This is a genomic window from Microbacterium sp. NPDC060132, from assembly GCF_042729675.1.
GTDB lineage: Bacteria > Actinomycetota > Actinomycetes > Actinomycetales > Microbacteriaceae > Microbacterium > Microbacterium sufflavum.
This window is the reverse complement of the sequence record NZ_JBHWXU010000001.1, coordinates 1,133,517-1,148,894: the sequence shown is the minus strand read 5'-3', so window position 1 is coordinate 1,148,894 and position 15,378 is coordinate 1,133,517. Positions and strand designations below refer to the sequence as shown.

The 15,378-nt window shown below is 69.6% G+C and carries 9 protein-coding genes and 2 tRNA genes; 6 read left to right on the top strand and 5 right to left on the bottom strand.

The genetic code is table 11. From position 1 onward, the window contains the following. From ACFWCH_RS05720 to pknB, 3 genes are read left to right on the top strand one after another with little or no spacing between them, the layout of a single operon-like run. Window positions 1-1,455, top strand: a complete 1,455-nt coding sequence (locus tag ACFWCH_RS05720) for a penicillin-binding protein 2 (RefSeq protein WP_136045795.1) — start codon at window positions 1-3, stop codon at window positions 1,453-1,455. After that, window positions 1,452-3,191, top strand: coding sequence for a serine/threonine-protein kinase (locus ACFWCH_RS05715; RefSeq protein ID WP_136033220.1), 1,740 nt, complete (start codon window positions 1,452-1,454; stop codon window positions 3,189-3,191). The genes ACFWCH_RS05720 and ACFWCH_RS05715 overlap by 4 nt, the downstream gene beginning before the upstream one ends. A 40-nt stretch (window positions 3,192-3,231) precedes the next feature. Further along, window positions 3,232-4,923, top strand: coding sequence for a Stk1 family PASTA domain-containing Ser/Thr kinase (gene pknB, locus ACFWCH_RS05710; protein ID WP_136035627.1), 1,692 nt, complete (start codon window positions 3,232-3,234; stop codon window positions 4,921-4,923). 25 nt (window positions 4,924-4,948) lie between these two features. On the opposite strand, the gene ACFWCH_RS05705 is transcribed toward pknB, so the two are convergent. Genes ACFWCH_RS05705 through ACFWCH_RS05695 form a run of 3 tightly spaced genes read right to left on the bottom strand, consistent with a single transcriptional unit; the run spans window position 4,949 to window position 6,554 of the window. Continuing rightward, window positions 4,949-5,581, bottom strand: a complete 633-nt coding sequence (locus tag ACFWCH_RS05705; RefSeq protein WP_247638044.1) for an aminodeoxychorismate/anthranilate synthase component II — start codon at window positions 5,579-5,581, stop codon at window positions 4,949-4,951. Beyond that, the gene (locus tag ACFWCH_RS05700; protein ID WP_168387293.1) at window positions 5,578-5,733 is read right to left on the bottom strand and encodes a hypothetical protein; all 156 of its coding nucleotides are present in this window, start codon (window positions 5,731-5,733) and stop codon (window positions 5,578-5,580) included. Before ACFWCH_RS05700 ends, ACFWCH_RS05705 begins: the two co-directional genes overlap by 4 nt. Before the next feature lie 26 nt (window positions 5,734-5,759). Further along, complete coding sequence (locus tag ACFWCH_RS05695) at window positions 5,760-6,554, bottom strand: class E sortase (protein ID WP_136035631.1); 795 nt, start codon at window positions 6,552-6,554, stop codon at window positions 5,760-5,762. Window positions 6,555-6,655: 101 nt separating this feature from the next. Between ACFWCH_RS05695 and ACFWCH_RS05690 the strand changes: the two genes are divergently transcribed. The 3 genes from ACFWCH_RS05690 to ACFWCH_RS05680 all read left to right on the top strand — a co-directional run bounded on the left by ACFWCH_RS05690 (window position 6,656) and on the right by ACFWCH_RS05680 (window position 7,200). Further along, on the top strand, window positions 6,656-6,895 hold the full coding sequence (locus ACFWCH_RS05690; protein ID WP_136033213.1) for a cell division protein CrgA: 240 nt from the start codon (window positions 6,656-6,658) through the stop codon (window positions 6,893-6,895). Window positions 6,896-7,025: 130 nt separating this feature from the next. Continuing rightward, window positions 7,026-7,102 (top strand) — tRNA-Ile (locus ACFWCH_RS05685). 22 nt (window positions 7,103-7,124) lie between these two features. After that, window positions 7,125-7,200: transfer RNA gene (locus ACFWCH_RS05680), tRNA-Ala, on the top strand. 234 nt (window positions 7,201-7,434) lie between these two features. Here ACFWCH_RS05680 and ACFWCH_RS05675 read toward each other — a convergent pair. Further along, window positions 7,435-14,070 (bottom strand): hypothetical protein, encoded by a 6,636-nt coding sequence (locus ACFWCH_RS05675; RefSeq protein WP_378803104.1) that lies wholly within the window; start codon window positions 14,068-14,070, stop codon window positions 7,435-7,437. Between the two features lie 151 nt (window positions 14,071-14,221). Further along, a complete protein-coding gene (locus ACFWCH_RS05670; RefSeq protein ID WP_378803103.1) occupies window positions 14,222-15,346 on the bottom strand; it encodes a M24 family metallopeptidase in 1,125 nt (374 codons plus the stop codon). Window positions 15,347-15,378: the final 32 nt, after the last annotated feature.

The window sequence follows — 15,378 nt, the reverse complement described above, 5'->3', positions numbered from 1 at the left end:
ATGACCAGGGAACTCCGCCGCCTCAGCATCATCATGCTGTTCATGTTCATCGCGCTGTTCGCCGCGACCAGCTGGATCCAGGTCGTCGAGTCCGACAGCCTCGCGCAGAACCCCCACAACAAGCGCACCCGTCTGGACAGCTTCGAGATCCAGCGTGGCGCGATCATCGTCGACGGCGCGGCGATCGCGAGCTCGACGCCCAGCGACGACCAGTACCGCTTCCAGCGCGTGTACACCGATCCGGCGCTGTGGGAGACGGTCACGGGGTACTTCAACCCCGCGCTCGGCTCGACCACCGGCATCGAGAAGGCGATGAACGCCGACCTCTCCGGCACCGGCTCCAACGCGTTCTTCTCCGAGATCGAGCGCATCCTGTCGGGTCAGCCGCAGCGCGGGTACAGCGTCGAGCTGTCGCTGAACACGGCCGCGCAGCGGGCTGCCGCCGAGGCGCTCGACGGTCTGCAGGGCGCGGTCGTGGCGATGGACCCGAAGACCGGGCGCATCCTCGCGATGGTGTCGACCCCCGGCTTCGACACGAACCTGATGGCGACGCACGACGCGAACGCCGCGAACGCCACCTACGACCAGCTGGTCGCCGACCCGGGCAAGCCCCTGTCGAACCGCGCGATCGCCGGCGACCTGAACCCCCCGGGGTCCACGTTCAAACTCGTCACGGCGGCCGCGGCGTACGCGAGCGGCGAATGGACGCCGGAGTCCACGCTGCCCAACCCCGCGCTGTACACCCTGCCCGGCTCGTCCAACCGCGTGTCCAACGCGTGGGGCGGCACGTGCGGTCCCGGTGCGACCGTGACGATCGCCGAGGCCATCCGCCTCAGCTGCAACATCCCGATGGCGGAGCTCGCCGTGGAGCTCGGCGACGACGCGATCCGGGAGATGGCGGAGAAGTTCGGCTTCAACCGGAGCTTCGACACGCCGCTCGCCTCGACCCCGTCCAGCTACCCGCGGGCGCTCGACGACGCGCAGACCGCGCTCAGCGGTTTCGGGCAGGGACAGGTCACCGCGACACCGCTGCAGATGGCGATGGTGTCGGCCGGCATCGCGAACGACGGCGTGGTCATGAACCCGCAGATGGTGGATGCCGTGATCGGCAACGACCTGTCGGTGATCAAGGCCTTCCAGAACAGCGAGTTCGGGCGGGCGATGGAGGCCGATGTGGCGAACGAGATCACCTCCGCCATGGTCGCCAGCGTCTCAAACGGCGCGGCCCAGGGTGCAAGAATAGACGGGGTCGACGTGGCCGGTAAGACGGGCACGGCAGAGAACGGAAACAGGCCGCATACGCTGTGGTTCACCGGGTTCGCCCCGGCGGACGACCCATCGGTCGCCGTGGCGGTCGTCGTCGAGAACGGCGGCGGGCAGGGACAATCAGGGAGCGGTGACACCATCGCCGCTCCGATCGCGAAGAAGGTCATAGAGGCGGTGCTGGGCAGATGAGGCCGACGCAGGGTGTGTCGTTCGGTGGTCGTTACGAGCTGCAGTCGCGGATCGCGATCGGCGGCATGGGCGAGGTCTGGGAGGCGACGGATCACGTCATCGGGCGTACCGTCGCGATCAAGATCCTCAAGGACGAGTACATGGGGGACCCGGGGTTCCTCGAGCGGTTCCGCGCGGAGGCACGGCACGCCGCCCTCGTCAACCACGAGGGCATCGCCAGCGTCTTCGACTACGGCGAGGAGAACGGCAGCGCCTACCTCGTCATGGAGCTCGTGCCGGGTGAGGCCCTCTCCACGATCCTCGAGCGCGACGGCGCGCTGAGCGCCGACAAGACGCTCGACATCGTGGCGCAGACGGCGTCCGCCCTGCAGGCCGCGCACGCCGCCGGCCTGGTGCACCGCGACATCAAGCCGGGCAACCTGCTGATCACGCCAGACGGCCGCGTCAAGATCACCGACTTCGGCATCGCTCGCATCGCCGACCAGGTGCCGCTGACGGCGACCGGTCAGGTGATGGGAACCGTGCAGTACCTGTCGCCCGAGCAGGCGTCCGGCCACCCCGCATCTCCCGCGACCGACACGTACTCGCTGGGCATCGTGGCGTACGAGTGCCTGGCCGGCAAGCGTCCGTTCACGGGCGAGTCGCAGGTGGCGATCGCGATGGCGCAGATCAACGAGCAGCCGCCGCCGCTGCCGCCGACCGTGCCGATCCCGGTGCAGAACCTCGTGATGGCGATGATCGCCAAGAAGCCCGCCGACCGCCCGTCCTCGGCGGCGACCGTCGCGCGGGCCGCACAGGCGCTGCGGCGCGGAGACCTGAACTCGGCGGCGATCGCTGTTCCGGCGATCGCGACGGGCGGGATCGCCGGCGACGACGACGCCACGCGCATGCTGACGGCATCGAACGACGGTGCCACGCGCATCCTCCCCACCACCGCGCAGCTGCCCACCGAGGAGGCCGTCGCGGAGGAGGAGAAGAAGAAGAAGAAGCGCAGCGCCTGGACCTGGCCGCTGATCGCCCTGATCGCCCTGCTGATCATCGTGCTCGTGGGCACGTTGTGGGCGATGTTCGGCAACCGGGGGGAAGATCCGAAGCCGTCCGACTCGCCGACCACCGCGCAGACCACGCCGCCCCCGTCGCCCTCCACGAGCCCGACGCCCGAGGTGACGCGCGTCGACGTGGCTGCGCTGAACCTCAACGGCATGGACTGCGCCACGGCGACCGCGACGCTGGCCGACGCGGGCTTCACGAACAACGTCACGTGCGCCGACGGCGACCCCGCCCCGAGCGACGCGGAGGTCGGTCAGGTGTACCGGGTTCAGCCCACCGGGAACGTCGAGACCACGACGCCGATCGCGTTGACCGTGTACGCCGCACGCACCCCGCTGCCCACGCCGACCGACACCCCGACGCTCACGGGCGACCCGGTCGCGGGCAGCACGGTCACGGTGGCCTGGGGCACCGGTTTCACGTGCCCGAGCGGCACCACCCTGTCGGGCTACGTCGTGTCGCTGCAGAACGGCTCGTTCGTCTCGGGCGGCCCGAACTTCCAGCCGACGCAGCGCAACACGCAGGTGAAGGTCGGCGACGCGGTGGGCCAGCAGCTCATCGTCACCTACCAGGCCATGTGCTCGGGCGGCGACCAGCGCACGTCGAACGCGTCGCCCCCGCTGTCGGTCACCATCACGGCCCCGGACGATGGCGAGGGTGACGGTGGTGGCGGCGCCGAAGGGTAGCCTGTAGTCCAGCTGTTTTGTAGTTTCAGGGGGGTCATCCGTGTCGACAGAGCCACAAGTCATCGCGGGCCGGTACCGCGTCGACGAGCTCATCGGGCACGGCGGAATGGCGAAGGTGTACCGCGGGTACGACCTGACCCTCGGTCGCGAGATCGCGATCAAGATCCTCGACCCCGAGCTGGCCAGGGACACGAGCTTCCGCACGCGGTTCCGGCTGGAGGCGCAGGCGGCGTCGCGCATGTCCCACCCGTCGATCGTGCGGGTGTACGACGCGGGCGACCCGTCGACGAGCGATCCCTCGTCCGATGAGCCGCCGTACATCGTGATGGAGCTCGTCAAGGGCACCCTGCTGAAGAAGATCATCGCCGAGGGCCCGGTGCCCGTGGCCGACGCCGTCCGCTACGTCGACGGGATCCTCGAGGCGCTGGACTACTCGCACCGCGCGGGTGTGGTGCACCGCGACATCAAGCCCGGCAACGTGATGGTGACCGACAAGGGTCAGGTCAAGGTCATGGACTTCGGCATCGCCCGCGCGGTGTCCGACTCCTCCTCGACGGTCGCGGAGACCACGCAGATCATCGGCACCGCGGCGTACTTCTCGCCGGAGCAGGCCAAGGGCGAGCCGGTCGACGCCCGCGCCGACCTGTACTCCACCGGCGTGGTGCTGTACGAGCTGCTCACCGGGCGCCAGCCGTTCCGCGGCGAGTCTCCGGTCGCGGTGGCGTACCAGCACGTGAGCGAGACACCGATCCCTCCGTCCGAGGTGAACGAGGAGTCCCCGGCGGCGCTCGACCCGATCGTGCTGCGCGCGCTCGCGAAGGACCCGTACCAGCGCTTCCCCGACGCGGCGCACTTCCGCGCGGCCCTCGACTCGGCCGTGACCGGTGCCGCCCCGACGCGCAAGCAGATCGGCGCGCTCACCAGCGAGCTGTATGGCCCGAACCCGCGTCAGGCGCAGGAGACGGCGCGGTCGCTGCGGCAGCTCAGCAGCGACACCACCATGACCCGCACGCAGTCGGGCCCGCCGGTCGCGTGGATCTGGGCGGGCGTCGCGCTGCTGGCGGTGCTTCTGGCGTCGGTCCTGTTCTGGGTGGTCACGATCAGCATGCGGCCGTCCGAGGTGCCCAGCACGTCGAGGGTCGTGCCCGACCTGACCAATGTGGCGTCGGAGCGTGCGCAGGACGACCTGGCCAAGCTCGACCTCTCGTCGAAGATCGTCATCGAGTCCAGTCCCGACATCGCCGAGGGCAACGTGATCCGCACGGATCCGGAGAGCGGGGTGTCGGTCGAGCAGGGGTCCACCGTCACGCTCTACGTGTCGTCCGGCGAGGAGACCGTGGTGGTGCCGAAGCTCGAGGGCATGTCCCTGGCCGCGGCCACCGAGGCGCTGGAGAAGGCGGGGCTGCAGCTCGGCACGGTCACCCAGCGCAACGACAAGGGCCTCGCGGCGAACACCGTGATGACGGCCAGCGAGAAGGCCGACACCGAGGTGGCGCCGAACACGGTCGTGAACCTGGAGGTCGCCAGCGGCAAGGTCACCCTGTCGGATGTCGTGGGCTGGTCGGTCGATTCCGCATCGAAGGCGCTCACGGATCTCGGGCTCACCCCGGTGCCGATCGAGGAGAGCGACTGCCCCGCCACCGACCCGGCCACCGTGCACTCGATGTCGGTCGCTCCGGGCGACGTGCCGATCAACTCCTCGGTCGAGCTGCGCTACTGCACCGGTTCCTGACGCGCAGCCGTTCGACACCCCGGGGTCAGCGCGTGAGCGGGTGCAGTCGTTCTGCCCGCGACACGGCGTCCGGGTCGCCGCACAGTCGCAGCCAGTTCGCCAGCAGACGGTAGCCGCCCTCGGTGAGCACGCTCTCCGGGTGGAACTGCACCCCGTGGAACGGGAGCGTGCGGTGTTCGAGCGCCATCACCGTGCCGTCCGCCGTCCGTGCGGTCACCGCGAGCTCGGCGGACAGGTCGCGCTCCGCGAGGGCGAGGGAGTGGTAGCGACCCGCCGCGAACGGCGAGGGGATGCCGTCGAACAGCGCCGAGCCGTCGTGCGCGACCGCCGACACCATGCCGTGCATGAGCTCCGGTGCGCCGGTCACGGGGGCACCCAGGGCCGCGCCGATCACCTGGTGACCCAGGCACACGCCGAGCGTGGGAACGGCGGAGCGGGCGGCGAGGCGTACCGCATCGAGCGAGACGCCGGCGTCGTCGGGCGAGCCCGGCCCCGGCGACAGGAGCAGCGCGTCGTGCGCGGTGAGCAGTCCCTCGACCCGCGCCGCATCGACCTCGTCCGCCTCGACGATCGTGGTATCGGCACCGAGCTCGTGGAGATAGCCGATCAGGGTGTGCACGAAGCTGTCGTGGTTGTCCACGACGAGCACGCGGGTCATTCGACGTCGACCTCACCCGGAGAGATGAACGGGCTGATCCAGGGGAACACGTACCAGAACAGGGCGTAGAGCACGGCGGCGACCACGACCAGCAGGATGAGCACACGCAACCACCAGGGACCGGGCAGCAGGCGCCAGAGTGCGGCGTACATGGGTGGTGTCTCCTGATCGTTCGTGGTCACACCGACGGAGCGGCGGGCGGGGGAGGCGGGTCGGTCAGTGCGGACGGTGGCCCTTCGGCGCGCGGCTGGAAGCTCTCGAACACGCCGTAGGCGACAATCCGCTCGGCGAGCGAGTACAGGGGGGAGCACGCCGTGAGGGTGATGTACTGCTCGCCGGTCTGCTGTGCGGGCATCTGCGGCACGTCGGCCAGCACGTCGGTCTGCGTGGGCGTGACGTACTCGAGCGTGCGGAAGCGGTACGTGTACCAGCCGTCGGGGGTCTCGACCACGATCGCGTCGTTCAGTTGCAGCTTGTCGAGCTGGTTGAACGGCTTGCCCCAGGTGGTGCGGTGGCCCGCGAGGGAGAAGTTGCCGACCTCGCCGGGCATCTTCGAGTCGGTGTAGACCCCGATGCCCTTCTGGTCGAGCGTCCTGGCCCGGCTGGTCCCGCCGTAGATGCCGAAGTTGTACTCGGCGCCGAAGCGCGGGATGTGCATCTGCCCGAACCACGCCCCGTCGGCGGGGGCGGCGGGCACCGGCGCCTGGTACACCGTGGTGCCGTCGTCGGTCTCGACCTTCGGCGGCAGCGCGGGGGGATCGGCCGCCGCGAGCTGCTGCGAGATCGCCGCACCCTCGTCGTTCTTCTGGGCGGCGATGATGATGTCGCCGATCCACATCTGCCATGCGACGAAGAGGAGGACGAGGACCCCGGCGGTGAGCAGCAGTTCGCCGAGCACGCTCGCGAACGTGGCGCGCGACCGGGGCCGCTGCCGACGTCCGTGGCGCCCCCCAGGCACGGCGGATGCAGTCATGGCGTGATCTTATCCGTCGACACTGAACACGGGCTCGTGCGGAGGCACCCGTCTGTGACCGCCTCTCGTGGGCGCAGAGGTCTCCCGGGTACAATGACGGCATGGCACGTGACCGCAAGACCGAAGAACCCGTCGTCGAGCGCGCCGAGGGCGACGCCGCTCCCAACGCCGTCTGGTTCAAGCCGGTGATGATCGGCTTCATGCTTCTCGGTCTCGCGTGGATCCTCGTGTTCTACATCTCGGGGATGCAGTTCCCGATCCCGGGCCTCGACAATTGGAACCTCGCGATCGGTCTCGGCATCGCTCTCATCGGGTTCCTCATGACCACACGCTGGCGCTGACCAGCCCCTTCTCTTCCGAAGCCCCCTCGCCGCGCGAGGGGGCTTCGTCGTGCCGGCGGTGGTGTGCATCAGGCTCCTCGCGCTCGATTCGGATTTTCCGAGATTCTCCGGTAAAGTCTTGGAGGTTGACGGGGCTATAGCTCAGGCGGTTAGAGCGCTTCACTGATAATGAAGAGGTCCCAGGTTCAAGTCCTGGTAGCCCCACCATTCAATTCAAGAAATCCCTCACGGGGCCTTAGCTCAGTTGGTAGAGCGCCTGCTTTGCAAGCAGGATGTCAGGAGTTCGAATCTCCTAGGCTCCACCACCTCGGATCTCCTCCCTCCCGCGCACCGACCCCCTTCCGGTCGTGCTTCGGCATCGATCCTCACCACCGTCGCGTCGTGCTGCCGGTGTGCTCCGACTCTTCCAGGCCGCGCCCCGCCGGAGCCCGGTCCGGTGTGCTCCGCCTCATCCGGGCCGCGCCCCGCCGGAGCCCGGTCGGACGCCCCACGATGTGGGTGCGCCCGACCGAGCCCCGTCGCTCGGCCCCCCGGTCGAGCTATCCGATGTCCGTCGGGCGGCGGCGCGCTCCCCTCCGGACGACGACCAGCGTGACTCCGCCCAGGATCAGGGCGAGCGCGAGCAGTGCCGCGGCCGTCTGATCCCGACCACCCGTCGTCGGCAGTCGTGCGGGTTCCGGTGTCTCCGGATCCGTGGGCGTGCTCACCGTCGACGGGTCGCTCGTGATCGGATCATCGGTCCCCGTACGTCCCGTGGCGGTAGCGACGTTGGTCAGGTCGCCACCGGTCGCTTCCGCCGCGGTCACGACATGGTCGGCCGTACAGAGAGCCTGCTCACCGGGCGCCAGCGGCACGAGCGGGCACGTGATGGCGTCGCCGCGCTCGTCCAGCATCGGGTCGTCGATGCCCAGATTCTCGATCGTGACGTTGCCCGTGTTCGCGACGGTGAAGGCGTAGTGGATCACTTCTCCCTCGTCGGCGGCGCGGTCCCGATCGGCGTCGTCGATCACGGCCGTCTTCACGAGGGTCATCGACGGCACCTGATCAGTCGGCGTCACGACGGTGTCGGGTTCGGACGGGACGGGGTCTCCTCCGGGAGGCGTGCCGGTCGCGGTCGCGGAGTTCTCGACCCCGCCCGCGTCGACGTCGGCCTGCGTGATCGTGTACGGCGCCGCGGTGCAGGTCGCGACCTCACCGGGAGCGAGCGTCGTGACGTCGCAGGTGACGGTGCCGACCTTGGGGTCGTTCACACCGACATCCGCGAGAGGGACGTTGCCGGTGTTCGTGACCGTGAACGAGTACGCGATCGTGTCGCCCACATCGGTCAGTCCGTTGCCATTGACGTCCACGGGGGCGCCCGCGGTCTTGTCGATCGTCGAACTCGGGGCGGACGCGACGGCCGGGGTGGTCGTGCTGTCGGGGTTGGACGGGACCGGGTCGCCGTTCGGATCCGTCCCCGACGCGGTGGCGGTGTTCGCCACCTCACCCGCCTGCTCATCGTCGGCCGTGACCGTGTAGGTCGGCGCGGTGCAGCTCGCGACCTCGCCCGGGGCAAGGGTCGTGACATCACACGTCACCGTCCCGACCTTCGGGTCGCTCACGGCGATGTCGGTCGCCGTCACGGTCCCCGTGTTCGTCACGGTGAAGGTGTAGTCGATCGTGTCGCCCTCATCCGTGATGCCGTTCGCGTTCACATCCACCGGAGCACCGGCGACCTTGTCGAACAGCAGCGACGGCACCTGATCGACCGGCGTCACCACCGTGTCGGGCTCCGAGGGGACCGGATCCTCCCCGGGAGGCGTGCCGGTCGCGGTCGCGGAGTTCTCGACGGAACCCGCATCCACATCAGCCTGCGTGATCGTGTACGTCGCCCCGCAGGTCGCGACCTCACCGGGGGCGAGCGTGGTGACATCGCACGTCACGGTGCCGACCTTCGGGTCGTTCACCCCGACATCGGCCAACGGGACGTTGCCGGTGTTCGTGATCGTGAACGAGTACGCGATCGTGTCGCCCACATCGGTCAGGCCGTTGCCGTTGACATCCACCGGGTCACCCGCCGTCTTGTCGATCGTCACCCCCGGGGCCGAGGCCTCCGACGGGGTCGTTGTGGAATCCGGGTCCGACGGGACCGGGTCACCGTTCGGATCCGTCCCCGTCGCGGTCGCCGTGTTCGCCACCTCACCGGCCTGCTCATCCGCCGCGGTCACCGTGTAGGTCGCCGCCGAGCAGCTCGCGACCTCACCGGGGGCCAGGGTGGTGACATCACACGTCACGGCACCGGCCTTCGGGTCACTGACCGCGATGTCCGTCGCAGTGACCGTACCCGTGTTCGTGACCGTGAACGTGTAGTCGATCGTGTCGCCCGCATCCGTGATGCCGTTGGCGTTCACATCCACCGGAGCACCGGCGACCTTGTCGAACAGCAGCGACGGCACCTGATCGACCGGCGTCACGATCGTGTCGGGCTCAGACGGCACCGGGTCCTCCCCGGGAGGTGTACCCGTCGCGGTCGCGGAGTTCTCGACCCCGCCCGCGTCGACGTCGGCCTGCGTGATCGTGTACGGCGCCGCGGTGCAGGTCGCGACCTCACCGGGAGCGAGCGTCGTGACGTCGCAGGTGACGGTGCCGACCTTGGGGTCGTTCACACCGACATCCGCGAGGGGAACGTTGCCGGTGTTCGTGACCGTGAACGAGTACGCGATCGTGTCGCCGACATCGGTCAGGCCGTTGCCGTTGACGTCCACCGGGCCACCCGCGGTCTTGTCGATCGTCGAACCCGGCGCGGACGCCTCCGACGGGGTCGTGGTCGAATCCGGGTCGGACGGGACCGGGTCACCGCCGGGCTCCGTCCCCGTGGCGGTAGCGGTATTCGCGACCTCGCCCGCGGTCTCATCGGCAGCGGTGATCACGTACGGCGCCGCGGTGCAGTTCGCGACCGCACCGGGGGCCAGGGTGGTCACATCACACGTCACTGCGCCGACCTTCGGGTCGTCCACCGTGATCTCCGACACCGCCACATTGCCGGTGTTGGTCACCGTGAACGTGTACGCGATCGTGTCACCGGCGTTCGTGATGCCGTTGCCGTCGACGTCCACCGGGGCGCCCGCGACCTTGTCGATCGTGAGAGCCGCGGCCGAGGCGACGACCGGGGTCGTGGTGCTGTCGTCGGCGGTGGGGGCGGGGTCGCCGCCGGGGTCGGTGGCCGCGGCGGTCGCGGTGTTCGCCACCTCGCCCGCGGTCTCGTCCGCTGCGGTGATCGTGTAGGGCGCTGCCGTGCAGGTGGCCACGGCCCCGGGAGCGAGAGTCGTGACGTCACACGTGACGGTGCCCACCTTCGGGTCGTCGACGGCTACGTCGGTCAGTGTGACGGTACCGGTGTTCGTGACGGTGAACGTGTACGCGATGGTGTCGCCCTCGTCGGTCAGGCCGTCCGCATTCACGTCGACCGGTGTGCCCGCGGTCTTGTCCAGCACGAGCGACGCGGTCTGGTCGGTCGGGGTGCTCGTGGTGTCGGGGTCGGAGGTGATCGCGGGTTCTCCGGGCGGGGTGCCCGTGGCGGTGGCGGAGTTGTCGACCGAGCCGTTGTCGACGTCGGCCTGCGTGATCGTGTACGTCGCCGCGGTGCAGCTCGCGACCGCACCGGGAGCGAGGGTGGTCGCATCACAGGTGACCGCGCCGACCTTCGGGTCGTCCACCGCGACATCGGCGAGCGGCACGTTGCCGGTGTTGGTCACGGTGAAGGTGTAGGCGATCGTGTCGCCGGCGTCGGTCACCCCGTTGCCGTTGACGTCGACCGGAGCACCCGCTGCCTTGTCGATCGTGAGACTCGGTGCCGAGGCGACGACCGGCGTCGTCGTCGTGTCGGTGTTCGACGGGACGGCGTCACCGCCCGGGTCCGTGCCTGCGGCCGAGGCGCTGTTCGCCACCTCACCCGCCGTCTCGTCCGCGGCGGTGATCGTGTACGGTGCCGCGGTGCAGCTCGCCACCGCTCCGGGAGCCAGCGTGGTGACGTCACACGTGACGGCGCCGACGAGGGCATCCGTGACCGCGATGCCCGCCACCGTGACGTTGCCGGTGTTGGTGACGGTGAAGGTGTACGCGATGGTGTCGCCCTCGTCCGTGATGCCGTTGGCGTTCACATCCACGGGGGTCCCCGCGGTCTTGTCGAACGACAGCGCCGGCGCCTGGTCGGTGGGGGTGGTCGTGGTGTCGGGGGTGGTCACGACCGGGCCGCCCGTCGGATCCGTGCCGTTCGCGGTGGCGGAGTTGTCCACCGAGCCGTTGTCCGTGTCGGCCTGGGTGATCACGTACGGGGCGGCCGTACAGGTCGCGACTCCCGTCGGCCCGAGCGCCGTGACATCGCAGGTCACCGTGCCGACCTTGGGGTCGTTCACGGCGATGTCCGACACGGTGACGTTGCCGGTGTTGGTCACCGTGAACGTGTACGCGATGGTGTCGCCGACGTCCGTCGAGCCGTTCCCGTTGACGTCCACGGGTGTTCCCGCGGTCTTGTCGATCTCGAGGGCCGGTGCGGGTGCGACCACCGGAGTGGTGGTGCTGTCGTCGTTCGACGGGACGGCGGTGCCGCCGGGATCGGTGCCGGTGGCACTCGCGGTGTTCGCGACCTCGCCCGCGTCCTGATCCGCGGCAGTGATCGTGTAGGCGGGCGCGGTGCAGCTCGCGACCTCACCGGGAGCCAGGGTGGTCACGTCGCAGGTCACCGCGCCGATCTTCGGATCGGTGACGGTGATGCCACTCATCGTGACGTTGCCCGTGTTGGCGACGCTGAACGTGTAGGCGATGGTGTCGCCCGCGTCGGTGATGCCGTTCGCATTCACATCCACCGGGGCGGCGGCCGTCTTGTCGAACAGCAGTGCCGGGGCCTGCTCGGTGGGTGTCGAGGTGGTCGACTCGTTCGAGGCGATGGGGTCGCCGCTGGGGTCGGTGCCCGCCGCGGTGGCGCTGTTGTCGACGGCGCCGGCATCGGTCTCCGCCTGGGTGATGACGTAGGGCGGCGCGGTACAGGTGGCCACGGCGTCGGGCGCCAGGGTCGTGGCGTCGCACGTGATCGCGCCGAGCTTCGGGTCGGTGACGGCGATGTTCGCGATGGTGGTGTTACCGGTGTTCGTGACGGTGAAGGTGTAGGCGATGGTGTCGCCGGTGTCGGTGGTCCCGTTGCCGTTGACGTCGACCGGCGTGCCCGCGGACTTCACGAGATCGAGGGTGGACAGGGCCTGCACGGTGTCGGTCGTGCTGATCGGCGTCGGCTCCTGGGTGGAGCTGGCGCTGGCGGTGTTGGTGTACGAGTCGATCGTCTCCGGCGCGGGAGTGTCCACGGTCACCTGGTAGGTGACCACGAGCGATTCGCCCGGAGGGATCGTGAACGGATCCGTCGGTCCGACGAGCGACCCGGCGACGGGATCGCCGCCGACGAGGTCGGGGTTGGTCCCTCCCGGCGCGTTGTCGCGCACGGTGGTGCCCTGCGTGGCGACGGTGGACCCCGGCACATAGGTGACGCCCGCGGGGAGCACGTCGTCGACGGTGACGCCCGTCTGCGGGATCGTCCCGGCGTTGGTCAGCGTGATCGAGTAGGTCAGCGTCTGTCCGCCGTCGACGATCCCGTCGGCGTCGTCGTTCGACTTCGCGATCTGCATCGCCGGGGGGAGCACCTCGATCGGTGCGGAGAACGAGTTCGCCGTCTCGCCCACGATGTTCGCGGAGAGAGCCCCCGGCTCGATCGTGTTGGTCTGGGCGCCGGGTGTGACGCCGATCACCGGCACGGTGATGGTGCAGCTTCCCGGCACGATCGCCCCGTTCGGCCCGGTGGCCGCGGGGATCGAAGCACCGCTCAGGCTGACGGTCGTCCCGCCGGGAGGCGCCGTGAGTGTTGCGGCGGTACATGTCGTCGTCGCCGTGCCCGTCGGTGCGATGCGGATGTTGGAGGGCAGGTTGTCGGTCAGCGCCGCCCCGGTGATGCCGGTGGTGGGGGCGAGGTTGGTGTTGTTGATCGTGATCGTCAGGGTGGTCGTCTCGCCCTGAGCGATCGGCGACTTGGCGAAGGACTTGGAACCCGAGAGCGGCGGCAGGCAGGAGAACGCGGGGGTGTGGCCGTCGGGAGCGTTCTGCAGGGCCGTCTGATTGGCGGTGTAGGTCCAGGTGGCCGGAGCCCCGGTGGTCACGAGCCGGTCCAGCGTGCCCGTGGGCGTGGAGTATCCGGCGATGTAGACCTCGTTGCTGATCGGCGAGGCCACGGGCACGCGCATGTTCGAGCCGCCCGCGGTGAACGTCCGCAGCAGCGCCCCGGTCGACGCGTCGTACACGAACGTGTGTCCGGCCTCGCCACTGGCCACGAGGTAGTTGGTGTTGGGGACGAACGTGAGTCCGTGGATCTGCTCGGTGGTCGTGATGGTGCGCACGAGGGCCGACGGCGCGGTCCTGTTGCGGATCGGGATCGACAGGACGGTCTCGCTGGCGGCGGCGATGTACGTGGCGTTGACGGCGACCGTGTGCGCCGGAGCCGCTCCCGCGATGACGCGGGACGTCGTCGTCGAGGTGCTGCTCATGTCGATCACGGAGATCCCGCCGTTGGTGCCGTCGTCCTTGGCGACGAACAGCTCGTTTCCGTAGGCATCGACCCATCCCGGACGAGAACCGGCGGCGCCGACCGTGATCACGCGGGACACGGTGTTGGTCGCGGTGTCGATCACGCTGACGGTGTTGGACCCGATGTTCGAGATGAACACCTGCGAGCCGTCGGCGGAGCTCCACGCGCCGACCGACGCGGAGAACGACGGGTGGTTGATCGTCGTGACCGCGAGGGTCGCGGTGTCGATCACCTGCACGGACCCGTTGCCGTTCGCCACGTAGACCCGCGAGCCGTCCGGGAGCGACGTCACACCGTAGGGGGTGCCGCCGACGGGGATGTTCCGGATGTTCGTGTCGGTGCCGGTGTAGATCATCGAGACGGAGCCGGAGCCCGTGTTGACGAAGTACCCGACGCCCTCCGTACTCGTACAGGAGAACTGGAACTGGGCTTCGGCCGGCTTGGGCGGCGCGACGACCGTCACGAGGAGGCTGGCGAGCAGCGCGAGCAGGGCGATGATCGCCCAGCGGCGTCTCGTCTCGTTCGGTCCTGCAGTCGGCGCGATGAAATTGTGGTGTTCTGAGGCGAACATCCGACCCTCCGGCAACCCCCGCCAGATGGAATCAGCAATCGCCGGAGCACGGGGCTCCAGCACTCAGCAGGCTAGCCCCGCCGGAAATGCGACGATAGGTGACTTTAGGAATTCACCGTGATGACTTTAGGTATTCGCTGATAGCCGAAGGTCACTGCCGAGCGGCGGAGACGAGCGCGTGCGGGGCCAGGTTCACCCGCTCCGCTCCGGTGTCCGTCACGATCACGATGTCCTCGATCCGGGCGCCCCACCGACCGGGGAAGTAGATGCCCGGCTCGATGCTGAACGCCATCCCCGGCCGCAGCACGAGGTCGTTGCCGGGAGCGATGTAGGGCTCCTCGTGCACCGAGACACCGATCCCGTGGCCCGTGCGGTGCAGGAACGCCTCGCCCAGTCCGGCCTCGGCGAGCACCGTGCGCGCGGCGGCATCGACCTCGGCGGCCGTCGCCCCGGGACGCACAGCATCGACCGCGGCCTGCTGCGCCCGCACGAGCACGGCGATGTGTTCGGCCTCCTCCGCGCCGGGGTCGCCGACGACGTAGGTGCGTGTGCTGTCGGAGTTGTAGCCGCTGGGCACCGCACCGCCGATGTCGACCACGACGATGTCGCCCTCCTCGATCACCCGGTCGGAGACCTCATGATGCGGGTCGGCCCCGTTCGGACCGGATCCGACGATCACGAACTCGACCGTGCGGTGGCCCTCCTCGACGATCGCGGCGGCGATGTCGTCCGCCACCTCGCGTTCCGTCCGTCCGGCGCGCAGCCACTCGGGCACGCGGCGGTGCACGGCATCGATGGCGGCACCCGCACGCCGGAGCTCCGCGATCTCCGCGTCGTCCTTGATCATCCGCCCCTCGCGCAGCACCGGGGTCGCGAGCTCCACCCGCACCCCCAGGCGTTCCGCGATCGGCACCACGTGGAGCGCGGGCAGCGCGTCGGAGACCCCGACCCGCTGGACCTCCCCCGCCGCCGCGAGCACCAGGGCATACGGATCCTCCCCGTCCACCCAGTCGGCGATGGTCAGACCGAGTTCGCCGGCCGCGGTGCTGCGGATCTTCGCCAGCTCCATGCGCGGCACCACGATGGTCGCGCGCGCGTCGGGGGTGAGCACCAGCGCCGTGAGCCGTTCGATCGTGTCCCCCTCGACCCCGAGCAGGTACTGGAGGTCGGGCCCCGGTCCGACGACCACGGCGTCGAGTCCGGCGTCCGCGGCGAGCGCGGCTGCACGGGTGAGTCGGGAGGCGTAGACGGAGGCGGGGAACGGGGGAGTGCTCACGGTTCCACGGTAGTGCCGGGGTGCCGTCGCTG

Coding starts and splice junctions, on each gene's coding strand:
- ACFWCH_RS05720 (WP_136045795.1), top strand. CDS start 1: ATGACCAGGGAACTCCGCCGCCTCAGCATCATCATGCTGTTCATGTTC.
- ACFWCH_RS05715 (WP_136033220.1), top strand. CDS start 1,452: ATGAGGCCGACGCAGGGTGTGTCGTTCGGTGGTCGTTACGAGCTGCAG.
- ACFWCH_RS05705 (WP_247638044.1), bottom strand. CDS start 5,581: ATGACCCGCGTGCTCGTCGTGGACAACCACGACAGCTTCGTGCACACC.
- ACFWCH_RS05700 (WP_168387293.1), bottom strand. CDS start 5,733: ATGTACGCCGCACTCTGGCGCCTGCTGCCCGGTCCCTGGTGGTTGCGT.
- ACFWCH_RS05695 (WP_136035631.1), bottom strand. CDS start 6,554: ATGACTGCATCCGCCGTGCCTGGGGGGCGCCACGGACGTCGGCAGCGG.
- ACFWCH_RS05690 (WP_136033213.1), top strand. CDS start 6,656: ATGGCACGTGACCGCAAGACCGAAGAACCCGTCGTCGAGCGCGCCGAG.
- ACFWCH_RS05675 (WP_378803104.1), bottom strand. CDS start 14,070: ATGTTCGCCTCAGAACACCACAATTTCATCGCGCCGACTGCAGGACCG.